Annotated in this window: 10 protein-coding genes; 6 read left to right on the forward strand and 4 right to left on the reverse strand. The window is 66.2% G+C overall.

The window, feature by feature from the left end; translation table 11 throughout:
- The first annotated feature begins 2 nt into the window (after positions 1 to 2).
- Positions 3 to 392, forward strand: coding sequence for a cytochrome c3 family protein (locus ACYVRU_RS04595; RefSeq protein ID WP_114549053.1), 390 nt, complete (start codon positions 3 to 5; stop codon positions 390 to 392).
- Positions 393 to 484: 92 nt separating this feature from the next.
- Here ACYVRU_RS04595 and ACYVRU_RS04600 read toward each other — a convergent pair whose 3' ends face one another.
- On the reverse strand, positions 485 to 1,567 hold the full coding sequence (locus ACYVRU_RS04600) for a YeiH family protein (RefSeq protein ID WP_114549052.1): 1,083 nt from the start codon (positions 1,565 to 1,567) through the stop codon (positions 485 to 487).
- Positions 1,568 to 1,787: 220 nt separating this feature from the next.
- Here ACYVRU_RS04600 and uvrB point away from each other — a divergent pair, with 220 nt between their 5' ends.
- Both uvrB and ACYVRU_RS04610 read left to right on the forward strand, forming a co-directional pair.
- Positions 1,788 to 3,905 (forward strand): excinuclease ABC subunit UvrB, encoded by a 2,118-nt coding sequence (gene uvrB / locus ACYVRU_RS04605; RefSeq protein ID WP_181815561.1) that lies wholly within the window; start codon positions 1,788 to 1,790, stop codon positions 3,903 to 3,905.
- A 264-nt stretch (positions 3,906 to 4,169) separates the two neighbouring features.
- Entirely contained in the window at positions 4,170 to 5,807 is a 1,638-nt protein-coding gene (locus ACYVRU_RS04610; RefSeq protein WP_461185760.1) for a polysaccharide deacetylase family protein, read from the forward strand.
- A 3-nt stretch (positions 5,808 to 5,810) separates the two neighbouring features.
- Here the strand turns inward: ACYVRU_RS04610 and ACYVRU_RS04615 are convergent, their stop codons facing one another.
- Genes ACYVRU_RS04615 through ACYVRU_RS04625 form a run of 3 tightly spaced genes read right to left on the reverse strand, consistent with a single transcriptional unit; the run spans position 5,811 to position 8,176 of the window.
- The gene (locus ACYVRU_RS04615; protein ID WP_114549049.1) at positions 5,811 to 7,427 is read right to left on the reverse strand and encodes a DNA repair protein RecN; all 1,617 of its coding nucleotides are present in this window, start codon (positions 7,425 to 7,427) and stop codon (positions 5,811 to 5,813) included.
- Positions 7,428 to 7,436: 9 nt separating this feature from the next.
- A complete protein-coding gene (locus tag ACYVRU_RS04620; RefSeq protein WP_114549048.1) occupies positions 7,437 to 7,883 on the reverse strand; it encodes a PIN domain-containing protein in 447 nt (148 codons plus the stop codon).
- Between the two features lie 2 nt (positions 7,884 to 7,885).
- Positions 7,886 to 8,176: a hypothetical protein gene (locus ACYVRU_RS04625; protein WP_022739489.1), complete on the reverse strand. Its 291-nt coding sequence runs from the start codon at positions 8,174 to 8,176 to the stop codon at positions 7,886 to 7,888.
- 253 nt (positions 8,177 to 8,429) lie between these two features.
- Between ACYVRU_RS04625 and ACYVRU_RS04630 the strand changes: the two genes are divergently transcribed.
- The 3 genes from ACYVRU_RS04630 to pheT all read left to right on the forward strand — a co-directional run bounded on the left by ACYVRU_RS04630 (position 8,430) and on the right by pheT (position 13,870).
- A complete protein-coding gene (locus tag ACYVRU_RS04630) occupies positions 8,430 to 9,635 on the forward strand; it encodes a coiled-coil domain-containing protein (protein ID WP_237974077.1) in 1,206 nt (401 codons plus the stop codon).
- 504 nt (positions 9,636 to 10,139) lie between these two features.
- The gene (gene pheS, locus ACYVRU_RS04635) at positions 10,140 to 11,201 is read left to right on the forward strand and encodes a phenylalanine--tRNA ligase subunit alpha (protein WP_022739492.1); all 1,062 of its coding nucleotides are present in this window, start codon (positions 10,140 to 10,142) and stop codon (positions 11,199 to 11,201) included.
- Between the two features lie 218 nt (positions 11,202 to 11,419).
- Positions 11,420 to 13,870 (forward strand): phenylalanine--tRNA ligase subunit beta, encoded by a 2,451-nt coding sequence (pheT, locus tag ACYVRU_RS04640; protein ID WP_114549045.1) that lies wholly within the window; start codon positions 11,420 to 11,422, stop codon positions 13,868 to 13,870.
- Positions 13,871 to 13,947 lie beyond the last annotated feature (77 nt).

A 13,947-nucleotide genomic window follows, 5' to 3' on the forward strand; every position in this document is an offset into this window, starting at 1 on the left:
CTATGAGAATCGACAGCAAACGTACTATTGCGATGATCGCCGGAGTTGCCTTGACGGCCTGCTTGGGGCTGGCTGCCTGCTCGGCTGAGAATACGGGTTCCAACCTGTCCGAAACCGGCGATTCTCAGGCAAATACGGAGCAGGTGTCCGTGGCCTCTGGCCAAAATGATCCTTACGTTTCCGACGATGCCTGTCTGGGCTGCCACGGCGGCACCTATGAAAGCGTTGCAGCGCGCACCGAATCGTATGGCGATTCCAATCCTCACGACTCAGTTCATGGCGGCTACCTGTCATGCAATGTATGTCATGCTAGGGGTAATGAGGTGACCAGCAACTATTGCCTCGAATGCCATGATTGGCCGCGCGATTTGGATTGTAATCCCTATGACTAGAGCCTGTTAGCGAGCAAACGATAGGCTGCGGCTGGCTGTTTAGGGGCGCAAAAGCGGCCTCGATGGCGTAACGCCTCGGGGCCGCTTTCGGTTTACCACAGTCCGAGCATATGTTGCATGGCGAGGCTGGCAGCGGCGATGCAGATCCAGCAGATGAGGCCCATGAGGAGGGGCTTGGCGCCGGACTTCACGAGCTTCACGAGGTCGGTGTTCAGCCCGATGGCAGCCATGGCCATGACGATGAAGAACTTGCTTAGGGTCTTCAGCGGCGCGAACACCGCCGCGTCGGCGCCGGCGGCCACGGCGATGGTGGTGATGAGGCTGGCCACGAGGAAGAACAGGATGAACATCGGGAAGGCGCGCTTCAGAGAGAAGTTGCCGAGCGGGTCCTTGCGGCGCGTCGACGAGGGCTCGGAGGCTGCCTGAGCGTTGGAGGCGGACTCGTCTGCGCTCTCCTTGCGGGCCATGACGATGCCGAGTGCGAGCGTGATGGGGATGATGGCGAGCGTACGGGTGAGCTTCACGATGGTGGCGTCGTCCAGCGCGTTCGAGCCGGGGTGCATGCCGTCCCAGGCGGCTGCGGCGGCGGTAACGGAAGAGGTATCGTTCACCGCAGTGCCAGCGAACAGGCCGAAGCCCTCGTTGGACATGCCGAGCATGCCTCCCAGGGTGGGGAAGATGAGCGCCGCTACCACGTTGAACAGGAAGATGACCGAGATGGCCTGGGCCACCTGCTCGTCCTTGGCGCGGATGACCGGCGCCGTGGCGGCGATGGCCGACCCGCCGCAGATGGACGAGCCCACGGCGATGAGCGTGGCGATGGCGGAATCCACGGACAGCACGCGGTAGAGGATATAGCCCACGATGAGCGCCGTGGCGATGGTGGTGAGGATGATAGGCAAGCTCTCGGCGCCTACGGCCGCGATCTGGGCGAGGTTCAGCCCGAAGCCCAGCAGGATGACCGCGTACTGCAGCACCTTCTTCGCCGTGAAGGCGATGCCGTCCTGCACGGTGCCGCGCGCGGGCTGCTTCCACCAAAGGGCGATGACCATGCCGATGAGGATGGCGAACACCGGGCCGCCCACCACGGGCAGCGCCTCGCCGAGAAACCAGCAAGGGATGGCGATGGCGGCGCACAGACCGACGCCGGGGGCCACGTTCTTCACGTTCGCCACGATGAGCTCCTCACGTCACGAGATGTCAACAGCGATTGCAGAGTATAGCACTCATCATTAGGGGAGGGGTGCCGGCGCCACAGCACGGTCGCGCTGTGAACTTTAAGCGAACATCTGTTCATTTCTTGCGGAAGGTGCTAGACTGTTCTCCTTATAGAGAATTACTGCGAGAGGAGGGACGCGCGTGTCCACTCATCTTTCCAATATAGAAGGTATGGAAATGGCGGGGAAGCTGCCCGAGGTGCGGCTGGCGAACACCCCGTTTAAGGTCGTCTCGCCCTTCGAGCCCTCGGGGGATCAGCCCGAGGCCATCGCGGCGCTTGCGAAGGGCGTGGAAGAGGGCCTGCGCTACCAGACGCTCTTGGGCGTCACCGGCTCGGGCAAGACGTTCACCATGGCCAAAACCATCGAAGCGGTGCAGAAGCCCACACTCGTCATGGCGCCGAACAAGACGCTCGCGGCCCAGCTGGCGGCCGAGCTGAAGGAGTTCTTCCCCGACAACGCCGTGGTGTACTTCGTCTCCTACTACGACTACTACCAGCCCGAGGCCTACGTGCCCTCATCGGACACCTTCATCGAGAAGGACGCCTCCATCAACGAGGAGGTGGAGAAGCTGCGCCATGCGGCCACCTCGGCTCTGCTCTCGCGGCGGGACGTCATCGTGGTAGCGTCGGTGAGCTGCATCTACGGCATCGGCTCACCGATGGACTACGCCGGCATGGCAGTGTTCGTCGACAAGCAGAAGGAGATGGATCGCGACGAGGTCATCCATGAGCTCATCGATATCCAGTACGACCGCAACGACTACGAGCAGAAGCGCGGCACCTTCCGCGTGCGGGGCGACGCGCTGGACGTGTTCCCGCCCTACGCCGACCACCCGGTGCGCATCGAGTTCTGGGGGGACGAGATCGAGTCCATCGACGAGATTGACCAGGTCACGGGCGAGGTGCTGAACAGCTACGAGGCGCTGCCCATCTGGCCGGCTTCCCACTACGTTACGGCGCGGCCGAAGATGGACAAGGCCCTCGGCACGATTCAGGACGAGCTACGCGAGCGCCTCATGCAGTTCAAGGAAGAGGGGAAGCTGCTCGAGGCCCAGCGCTTGGAGATGCGCGTGAACTACGACTTGGAGATGCTGGAGACCATGGGATTTTGCTCCGGCATCGAGAACTACTCGCGCCATCTGGACGGCCGTGCGCCGGGCGAGCCGCCCTACACCCTCATCGACTACTTCCCGAAGGACTTCCTCTGCATCATCGACGAGTCCCACGTCACGGTGCCGCAGATCCGCGGCATGCACGAGGGCGACCGCTCCCGCAAGATCACCCTCGCCGAGCACGGCTTTCGCCTGCCCAGCTGCCTGGACAACCGCCCCTTGCGCTTCGACGAGTTCGAGGAGCGCATCCCGCAGTTCATCTACGTGTCGGCCACGCCGGGCGATTACGAGGAGCGCGTGAGCCAGGCGAAGGTGGATCAGGTCATCCGTCCGACGGGCCTTCTGGATCCGGAGATCGTCGTGCGCACGAGCGCCAGCCAGATCGACGACATCATCGACGAGGCGAAGGAGCGGGCGGCGCGCAACGAGCGCGTGCTCATCACGACGCTCACGAAGAAGATGGCCGAGGACTTGACCGACCATTTGCTGGATCAGGGCGTGAAGGCCCGCTACATGCACTCGGACATCGCCACGCTGGAGCGCACGGAGATCCTGCGTGACTTGCGCCGCGGCGAGTTCGACGTGCTCGTGGGCATCAACCTTCTGCGAGAGGGGCTCGACTTGCCCGAGGTGTCGCTTGTGGCCATCCTGGATGCCGACAAGGAGGGCTTCCTGCGCAACCACCGCTCGCTCATCCAGACCATCGGGCGCGCGGCCCGCAACGTGTCCGGCCAGGTCATCATGTACGCCGATCGCATCACCGATTCTATGCGCCGGGCTATCGACGAGACGCGCCGGCGCCGCGACATCCAGATGGCCTACAACGAGGAGCATGGTATCAAGCCCCAGACTATCCGCAAGGCCATCAACGACATCATGGGCTTCATCACGGAAGATGTGGAGGGCACCACTGCCGAGCAGGTGAATAAGGAGCTGGCAGAGCTTTCCCGCGAAGAGGTCCTGCGGCTCATCTCGTCCATGGAGGACGACATGGCCGCCGCGTCCCGCGACATGGACTTCGAGGAGGCGGCGCGTCTGCGCGATCAGGTGGTGAAGCTAAAGAGTACCGTGGAGGACAAGTCCGAGGAAGACGTGCTGAAGGATCTGAAGAAGGGCGCGCGAAAGGGGAGCGCCTACGGCAACCGCAAGCACGCCGCCTACGGGTCGTCGCGCGCGAGCTAAAGGCGCTGCGCCCGGGCTCCTGCCATCGCCGCAAGATTCGTCTCGCAGGACGCCGACCTTCGCAGGACGGTGCCCCTGCGGGACGGTGGCGCGGCGGGGAAGTGCCCTCTGGGACGGCGCGGGCTGTTCAGTTTTCGTGGATTCGGGACGGATTGCGAACTTTACGGAAATGTAAGCTGCTCTGCCGTGAACGCCCCGTCACTTCGTCGTATAATCGCGAGAAAGCACCTGCACCACCTGAAGTACTTCCTAAGGAATAAAGCGATGCCCGATCAGCCCGCCTCCCAAGGTTCGAATAACCCCCGCAACAACCCGCGACAGCACAAGAAGCCCACCCGGCGCCACCCCGGCGCCTCCGTGCCGGTCTCGGTTCCCCATTCCCACGGGGTCTCAGCACCGCAGCCGCAGTCGGCGGCCGTCCCGCCGGAAATGCGCCCCCAGCCGGCAGCGCAGGCCCCTTCCCCGCAGCAGGAGCCGGCAGCGCCTCGCGAGCAGACGGACTATGGCGCCCAGACGCAGGATCCGCGCCTGCATGAGGCGCCGTCCTATCAGCCGCACGCCTATCAGCAGGCCCAGCCCCAGCCTCGCCAGGCGGCGTCGCCGCACGGCTATGCGGGCTACGCGGCCCAGGTGCCCCCGCGGGTCGTTCCGGCCACCAAGGCCGATGGCCAGGTGGCTCCCTATGCCGATATGGGGCGCTACAAGAAGAAGGGCAAGAAGAAGGCGAGCGTCGTCTCCATTATCGTCTCCGTGGTCATTCTGGCCGCCATCGGCGTGGGGGTGTACCTGTATCTGAACCCGCTGCAGTTCAACGTGACGGTCAACGGCATGACGCGCACGGTGGATCGGGGGACGACCTTGAACGACATGATCGCCGAGGGCGTCGTCTCCCCGCAGCCGGGCAATCTGCTCGCCGTCGACGGGGAGGTTCTGGAAGAGGGCGGCGGCGCTGCCTTTGCCGGCACGGTCAACGGCAATGAGGTGACCGACGGCGCAACTGAGCTGCACAAGGGCGATGTGGTCCAGCTGGACGACGGCGCCGATGTGACCGAGGAATACGATGTAACTACCGAGGAGACGGCCCCGGGCCAGGTGGAGCTGGGCGAGGGGGCCATCCACGTGTACGTGCCCGGTGAGGCGGCCCAGGTGGAGAAGCGCACCGGCAAAGTGTCGGGCAAGACGGTGGAGGAAACCGTGAAGGAGGGCTCCGACAACGTCTATCTGAAGTACAACGCGAACACGAACGGCGAGAAAGTCATCGCGCTCACCTTCGACGATGGCCCGTGGCCCACGACCCAGGAACTGCTCGACGTGCTGAAGGAGAACGACGCCGTGGCGACGTTCTTCACGATCGGCGAGCAGATTTCCGATAAGACCGATTACGTGGAGACGATCAAGCGCATGGCAGCCGAGGGTCACCAGATCGGCACCCACTCCTACGACCATGCGGCCACCGGCGGCGGCAACGGCGTGGACATGACGCGCCAGAGTCCCGAGAAGCAGATTGAAGAGGTGCAGATGGGCCAGCAGGCCATCGCGGATGCGACGGGCGCCGAGGCGTCGAAGGTGTTCCGTTCGCCGGGCGGCAACTTCCACGACGAGATCATCTGGAACTTGCAGCCCTACATCACGGGCGAGATCGGCTGGAACGTGGACACCGAGGACTGGCGGCGACCGGGCGCCGACGCCATTGCGGAGCGCCTGCTGTCGGCGAAGCCAGGGGATGTCGTGCTCATGCACGACGGCGGCGGCGATCGGAGTCAGACCATCGAGGCGCTGAAGATCGCGCTGCCCCAGCTGCGCGCCGAGGGCTACAAGTTCGTGACCATCGACCAGCTTCTGGCCTACGATGACGCCAAGGCCCTCGCCCAAGAGCTGGCGGCCCAGCAGGCAGCGGAATAGGCGTTACTGCCCCAAGAGTTCGCGGGCGTGGGCGAGGGAGGTCTCGGTGGCGGTGCCCGACAACAGGCGCGCCACTTCGGCCACGCGCTCGTCGCCCTCCACCGGGGTCAGAACCGTTTCGGGCGCGTCGCCCGCGGTTTTCGTCACGGTGTAGTGGGTATCGGCGAGCACAGCCACCTGGGCCAGATGCGTGATGGCGATGACCTGGTGGCTTTCCGCCAGCTCCGCCAGCACGGCGGCGAGCGCATTGGCGGTGCTTCCGCCCACGCCGGCGTCCACCTCGTCGAAGATAAGGGTCTCCGTGCCGTCCTTTGCGCCCAAAGCCACCTTGATGGCCAGCATGACGCGGCTGATTTCGCCTCCGGAGGCGATGCGGGCCAAGGGGCGCGGCTGCATGGAGGCGCCGGGCTTGAACTCGAAGACGACGCTTGCGCTGCCCGCGGCGCTCCAGCTTTCGCGGGGCAGCGGCTCCACCGTGCACACCAGCGCCGCCGTCCCCATCTCCAGGCGTCCGAGCACCTCGTTGACCGCCGCCGCGAACCGCGGCGCGGCCTCGATGCGGGCTGCATCATAGGCGGCCGCCGCTTCGGCGAGGGCGCTTTCGGCCGCTTCCGCGGCCGCCTCGGCGCGGGCCAGGTTCTCGTCGGCGTCGTCGACGAGCCCGACGAGGGCCGCCGCCTCGTCCCAGCGCTCGAAGACGGCCTCCATGGTGGGACCGAAGGAGCGCATGAGCCCCATGAGCTGCCCCATGCGCTTCTGGGCCGCGGCCAGAGACTCGCCGTCGAAATCGATGGCGTCGCAGTAGCCGGCCATATCCCGGGAGACGTCCTCCACGACGAAGCAGATTTCCCTCAGCGACGCGGCGAAGGGGGCCAGCGACTCGTCGGCCCGGGAGGCCTCCTCGATGAGGGAGATGGCCGTGTTCAGGGCGTCCAGCGCGCCGCCGTCGCCGGAGAGCGCCTCGGCGGCCCCGTGGGAGTTGCGGGCGAGCACCTCGGCGTGCTCGGCCCGGGCGAGCCAGTCGCGCGTTTCCTCGTACTCGCCGCCCTCGGGGTTCACCGCCTCTATCTGCTGCAGCGTGAAGCGTGCCTCCTCCAGCTGGGTGTTGGAGGCGCTCGCCGTTGCCCTCAGCTCTTCCAGGGCCGTCTCGGCGGCACGGGCATCGGCGAGGGCCTCGCGAAAGGCCGCCCCTACGGTGCTTTCCAGATCGGCCCAACCATCGAGGATGCGGCCGTGCTCTGCCGGCTTCAGCAGCGATTGGTACTCGTGCTGTCCGCAGAGCTCCACCAGCGGCCCCACCGTGCGCGCGAGCTCCGACACGCTGGCCATGGCGCCGTTTATCGTGGCGCGGCTGCGGCCGTCGGCGCTGACCTTGCGCACCGCGACGAGCTCTTCGGCGGTGGGATCGGAAGGGAACAGGCGTCCCCGCACTTCGGCGTTTTTTGCCCCCTCGCGCACGCAGGAGCTGTCGGCGCGCTCGCCGACGAGCAGCTTCACGGCGCTGACGAGCGCCGTCTTTCCGGCGCCCGTCTCGCCAGTGAGGACGGTGAGACGGGGGGAGGGCGAAAGGGAGGCCTCGCGGATGAGGGCCACGTCCTTCACTTGGATTTCGTCGATCATGGTTCCCCGCTAGAAGTCGATGACGTCGAAGACGATGCCCTGCTCCGCCTCAAGCACGCTGAACAGCTCGTCGGGGGCCACGCGGCGCACGGCCCGGGAGACGGATACCTCGCCGCCGTGGGTGACGATGAAGTCGGCCTGCAGCTTGCGGGCGCAGGATTCGGTGAGGGCCGCGTGATAGGGCAGCCCCTCGTGTTCCAGGGCGAAGCGCACGTCGGGGCCGTCGATCGAGCACACGGACAGAAACGCCATGGCCGAACGCAAAGCCGAGCGGGCGTCGTGGTCGGAGAGGGCCTCGGCGAGGGCGGTGCGCACCTCTCCGAAGGCCTCGGCGGAGACCCACAGCTCCGCGGCCCCGGCCAGCTCCATGGCATGGAGCTTCACCCAGGCGGCGGCGGTGCTCTCGCGCTCGCCGATGAAGTCGAGCAGAACGTCGCTATCGATGAGCAGGCGCATGGCTATTCTCCTTCCCTGGTTGCGGGCGCGCCGTCGCGGGCCTCCCAGAACGACGCCGGTACGGGGCGCGTGGCCTGGCGCAAGCGGAAGCGCAGCTCGTTGGCCTGGGCGTCCGTGAGGGTGATGCGAAGGGGAGATTCTCCCCGTTGCGCATCGGGCAGCTCGCCGGTGGCGAGTACGTAATCGTAGGCGGCATTCACCAGCTCGGTGGGGGACGAGCCGATGGACCGCAGCTTCGCGTTCACCTGGTCGCGGATTTCCAGGGGCACTCGGGCCGTTACCATGGCGTGCATGGCCGCTCCTTTCTCTTACTTTTGGCGCAGTATAACGGAACACTGAATAAATTGCAATAATAATACGAACAAGTATTTGCATTATGGTCAAAAAGTGTTATGCTCCATGGACAAGGAGTCGACGGCTCGTGTCTTTTTCGGCAAGACGCTTGCCTCGGTCGGTCGATTTGGGGAAGATGGAGCGATGCAGCGCACCGGTCGGCATGTTCGCCCGGTGCAAGCTGCGGCGTAATGGCAGAACGGAAGGGAAACCTTGGCACAGCGAGCGTTCGGAAAAGGAAAAGCGACGAGGGTCTTTCTCGCCCTGTTGCTCGCCTTCTCCCTCGTCGGCATCGGCGCGGTTCCGGCTGCGGCCGATCCTGCCGACGACACTCAGGCTGCCGTGGATGCGGCGCAGGCCACGCTGGATGAGGCCGAATCCCGCATGGCCCAGATCAATAGCGAGTACGAGCAGCTCACCGCCGAGGTGGCCGAGCTGCAGACCAAGATCGACGAGACGGCGGCGGCGGCCATGGAGGCCCAGCAGGCCATGCTCGAGGGGCGCGCGGCTTTAGGCCAGGTGGCCGTGGGCGAGTACCGCGACGGCAGTTCCATGGGGCTTTTGGGCCTCATCCTTGATTCGAAGAACTTCGACGAGTTGCTCCGCAACATGGAGTACGTCACTCAGATCATGTCCTATCAGGCCGACGAGGTGGCCGAGCAGAAGGAGCGCAAGCGCGCCTTCGACGACGTGAGCGACGAGCTGAACGCCCAGAAGAACGAGCAGGAAGAGGCGTTGGCGGCCCAGGAGGCCAAGCGCGCCGAGGCCCAAAGCGTCGTGGAGGATGCCACGGCCCGCCTGGAGGGCGCTCAGGAGGAGCACGCGGCCCGTCTGGCCGAGCTCGCCGCTCAGGCCGAGGCCCTGCGCAAGCAGGAAGAGGAGGCCGCCGCAGCGGCGGCCGCGGCCGTGCAGGAGAGCCCCGACGCCAATACGGGCGATCGCGAGCCGGTGGTCTCCGACGACGAGGGCCCCTCCGATAACGGCGGCTCGTCGGGTAGCTCTGGCGATTCCGGCAGCTCAGGATCATCGGGGAATTCCGGCAGCTCCGGCGGCTCCGGCAACTCGGGCTCGTCGGGCGGCTCGTCGGAGGAAGGGTGGCTTTCAGGCGTGGCCTCGGCCTACGGCGGCAGCACCGATCCGAACACGCCGAACCCCGGTACCACGTCCACCGGCGCCGTCTGCGACGACAACTCCATGGGTGTGGCGGTGCCCAAATCGATGCCGAACTACCGCAGTTATTTCGGACGTACGGTGGAAATCGTCTACGGCGGTCAGACCGTGTATGCCACGGTGAACGACTGCGGCTCCATGGGCGGCGGTTCCCGCGTCCTCGATCTGCAGCCGGGCGTGTGGAAGGCCTTCGGCTTCTCCAGCTGCCGCGCCTGGGGCCTGCGCACCGTCAAGTACCGCTTCCTGTAGGGCGCCTCGCCGCGCCACTGGAGCGCCGCGCCTCTTCGCGGCTCGCCGGAGCCCGCTTCCCGTCTGCCTTCGTACGCCCGCGGCCCGCTTTCCGTCTGTCGGGCGCGGGAAAGTTCTGCGCTCGCTCCGCCTCGAAGTGCGCTATACTGTGGCGTTACATGCGATGACGAAGACAGCGGACGCGCGTCACGGTCGCCAGAGAAGGGCTTCACCGGCTGAGAGAGCCCGACCCCCTGGGTGCGTCTTATTCCCTTCCGAGCAGCATTTCCGAACGCGAACGCCCACGGGCGAGGCGACCAGTAGGGGTGCCGGGTGCTCCCGTCACAGAGCGCGAACAAGCGGGCGACGCCGCACTGCGATTCCCTTCGGGTCGCTGGAGCGTTGCCAACCGAGGTGGTACCGCGAGAGCCTTCTCCCGTCCTTGGATTCCTGGTAAGCCGCAAGCGGCCCCAGGCGGGACGGAAGAAGGCTCTTTTTGTTGGCTCGAGAAGAAAGGCGAACCTTATGGCAATCGCAGAGGAGTTGGCGGCGCTGCGCGAGCGCACCTTGGCCGAAATCGCCGCGGCGGACACGTCGGCGGCGCTCGAGGCGGTGCGCGTGGCGGTGCTGGGCAAGTCCGGCACACTGACCGGGTATTTGAGATCCATGGGCCAGGTGCCCGCTGAAGAGCGCGCGAGCGTGGGCAAGGCCGTGAACGCGGCCCGCGTGGAAGTGGAAGAGGCGCTGGCCGCCCGCAAGGCGGCGCTGGATGCCGCCGAGCTTGAGGCGGCCATGGGGGCGGCGGCCGTGGATGTGACGCTGCCCGGCCGCGCCCAGCAGGTGGGTACCCGCCATCTCATCAACGGCATCATCGATGAGGTGTCCGACATCTTCTTGGGCCTGGGCTACAAAGTGGTGGAAGGCGAGGAGATCGAGACCGACTACTACAACTTCACGGCCCTGAACGCCCCGGCCGACCATCCGAGCCGTTCCATGCAGGACACCTTCTACGTGCACGACCTGTCCGGCGACACCTCGCGGGTGCGCGGCGAGTCCGACGTGCTGCTGCGCACCCAGACCTCCGGCGTGCAGGTGCACGTCATGGAGGACTGGGATCTGCCCATCTACATGATCGCCCCGGGCAAGGTGTACCGCCGCGATGTGGCCGACCCGTCGCATCTGCCGCAGTTCCACCAGATCGAGGGGCTCGTGGTGGATCGCGGCATCACCTTCGGCGACCTGAAGGGCACGCTCGACTACGTGTGCAAGCAGATCTTCGGGCCCGAGCGCAAGACGCGCTTCCGCGCCCACTACTTCCCGTTCACAGAGCCCTCGGCCGAGGCGGACGTGAGCTGCGGCATCTGCCACGGCGAGGGTTGCCGCATGTGCAAGGGCACCGGCTGGATCGAGATCTTGGGCTGTGGCATGGTGGACCCGAACGTGCTTTCCATGAGCGGCATCGACCCGGAGGAGTACTCGGGGTTCGCTTTCGGCATGGGGGTGGAGCGCATCGCCTGCCTGAAGTACGACGTGCCCGATCTGCGCATGCTGCTTGAGGGCGATATGCGGTTCCTGCGACAATTCTAGCTGTGACTCTGCCGGGGTCGGGCTTCCGGGCAGTGCTCAGTCGCTCAGACAGTCCTCGCTCGGCGGAAATGCCCACTGGGCATTTCCGTTCGCTGCGGAACTCGCTTGGTGAGCACCACCCGAAATCCCTCTACACATTTCCATGGCAGGGAATGGATAGTGAGCAGTCGGAAAACTAGTTGCCATAAGAAGCAGGCGATTAAGAGAAAGAAATCAGTATGAAAGTATCTTTGAAGTGGCTTTCTGAGTATACGGCGGTGCCGGAGGATTTGAAGGCGTTCTGCGACCGGCTCGATTTGACGGGCACGGGCGTGGAAGGCGTGGAGAAGACCGGCGAGGCCTTCGAGGGCGTTGTGGTGGGACACGTGCTCACCTGCGAGCCGCATCCGGATTCCGACCACATGCACGTGGTGACGGTGGATGTGGGCGCCGAGGAACCCGTGCAGATCGTCTGCGGGGCGCCGAACATCGCGGCGGACATCAAGGTGCCCGTGGCGCTCGTGGGCGCGGTGCTGCCCGGCGATTTCAAGATCAAGAAGTCGAAGCTGCGCGGGGTGGTGAGCTGCGGCATGTGCTGCTCGAAGCGCGAGCTGGGGCTGGGGCAGGACCACTCCGGCATCTGGGTGCTTCCCGATGACGCGCCCGTCGGCCAGCCCATGGCGGACTTCATGGGCGCGGGAGATACCGTGCTCGACCTGGAGATCACGCCGAACCGGCCGGACTGCCTGTCTATGGTGGGCATGGCCCGCGAGGTGGGCGCCATGTACCAGCAGCCGGTGACCTGGCCGCTGGCTGCCGATGTGGAGAAGCTGCCCGCCGTCACTGCCGGCGAGGACGTGGCCGGCGCCGTCACCGTTGAGGTGCCCGATGCCGCGCGCTGCCCGCGCTACACCGCCCGGGTCATCGACAACGTGAAGGTGGGGCCCTCGCCCGAATGGCTCGCCGAGCGCGTGACCGCCGCCGGGGGCCGTTCCATCAACAACGTCGTGGACGTGACGAACTACATCCTGTACCTCTACGGCCAGCCGCTGCACGCCTTCGATTTCGCGAAAGTGGCCAGCGCTGACGGGTGCGCCCATATCGTCGTGCGCGCCGCCGCCGACGGCGAGCACCTTACCACCCTGGACGGCGAGGACCGCGCGCTCACCGAGGACATGACGGTCATCGCCACACCCGAGCGCGCCGTGGCGCTCGCCGGCGTCATGGGCGGCGAGAACAGCGAGGTCACCGAGGAGACCACCTGCGTGCTTTTGGAGTCCGCCGCCTTCGAGCGCGGCCGCACCTCCCGCACGAGCCGCAATCTGGGCCTTATCTCCGAGGCCTCCATGCGCTACGAGCGCGGTGTGGACGATCATCTGTGCGAAGTGGTCTCCCAGGCCGCGGCGGCCCTTCTGGCCGAGGTGTCCGGGGGCACGGTGCGCCCCGGGGTGGTGGACGTCTACGAGCTTCCCACCGCCCGTCCGGAGCTCATCTTCCGCATCCCGCGCTTTGTGGCCATGATGGGGGCCGACATTCCCGCCGACTTCATTGAGGACATTCTCGTGCGCCTCGGCTGTGCCGTTGAGGCCACTGACGACGCCTCCGTGCTCTCGGTGCTGCCGCCCACCTTCCGTCCCGACCTGGAGCGCGAGATCGACTTGTACGAGGAAGTGCTGCGCCTGTGGGGCATGGACCGCATCCCCCCGACGCTGCCCGGCGGCCGCGAGCGCGTGGGCGCGCGCACGCCGGAGCAGGAGACGGTGCGCGTGATCAACGACACCCTGCGCGCCTCCGGCATGAATGAGACCATGACTTACTCCTTCGCCGAGCCCGGCGACATCGAGCGGCTGCGCCTGCCCGCCGAGGGGCTGGGCCTGGCCGTGGAGCTTCTGAACCCGCTGAACGCCGACATGTCGGTCATGCGCCAGTCCATCGTTCCCGGGCTTCTGCGCTCGGTGGCCTATAACCAGGCCCGCGGCGTGAAGAACATCCAGCTTTACGAGATCGGCACGGTGTTCGCCGCCGCCGAGGGACGCAAGAAGGCCAAGGAGCGCAAGAAGCTCGCCGGCGTTCTGGCCGGTTCCATGCGCGACGGGGCGTGGAACGCGCCAGCGGTGCCCTTCGACTTCTTCGACGCCAAGGGCGTGCTGGAGAACCTGGCCCGCGAGCTGGCGCTGCCCAAAGTGCGCTTCCGGGCGCTTTCCGCCGATGAGGCCCCGCAGCTGCAGCCGGGCCGCGCCGCCGAGATGATGGCCAACGGCGCGGTCGTCGGCTGGGTGGGGGAGGTTCATCCGCTCGTGGTCGACGCCTTCGGGGCCGAGCCGCCCGTGGTGGCCTTCGAGCTGGACGTGGCGGCCCTCGTGCGCGCGGCCCGTCCGGCCCGCGACTACGTGGACGTGCCCACCTTCCCGGCCGTCACGGTGGATCAGGCCTTCGTGGTGGCCGAGGACGTGCCCCACGAGAAGATGGTCCAGGTGATGACCTCGGCCGGCGGGAAGCTTCTGGAATCCGTGGCGCTGTTCGACGTGTACCGCGATGCGGAGCGCGTGGGCGCCGGCAAGAAGTCCATGGCCTACAGCCTCGTGTACCGCGCCCCCGATCGCACGCTGACCAGCGAGGAAGTGGAGCGCGCCCACGGCAAGCTCGTGTCAAAGGTGGAAAAGGCCACCGGAGCCGAGATCCGCGGGTAGCTCCGCGCTTTTCGTGGAAGGCGGCCGGGGACGGCGCCCCTTCGGTACAATAGCGAACCGGCAAATGAGTGAGGGCG

It is taken from the genome of Adlercreutzia sp. CNCM I-6216 (genome assembly GCF_977113345.1).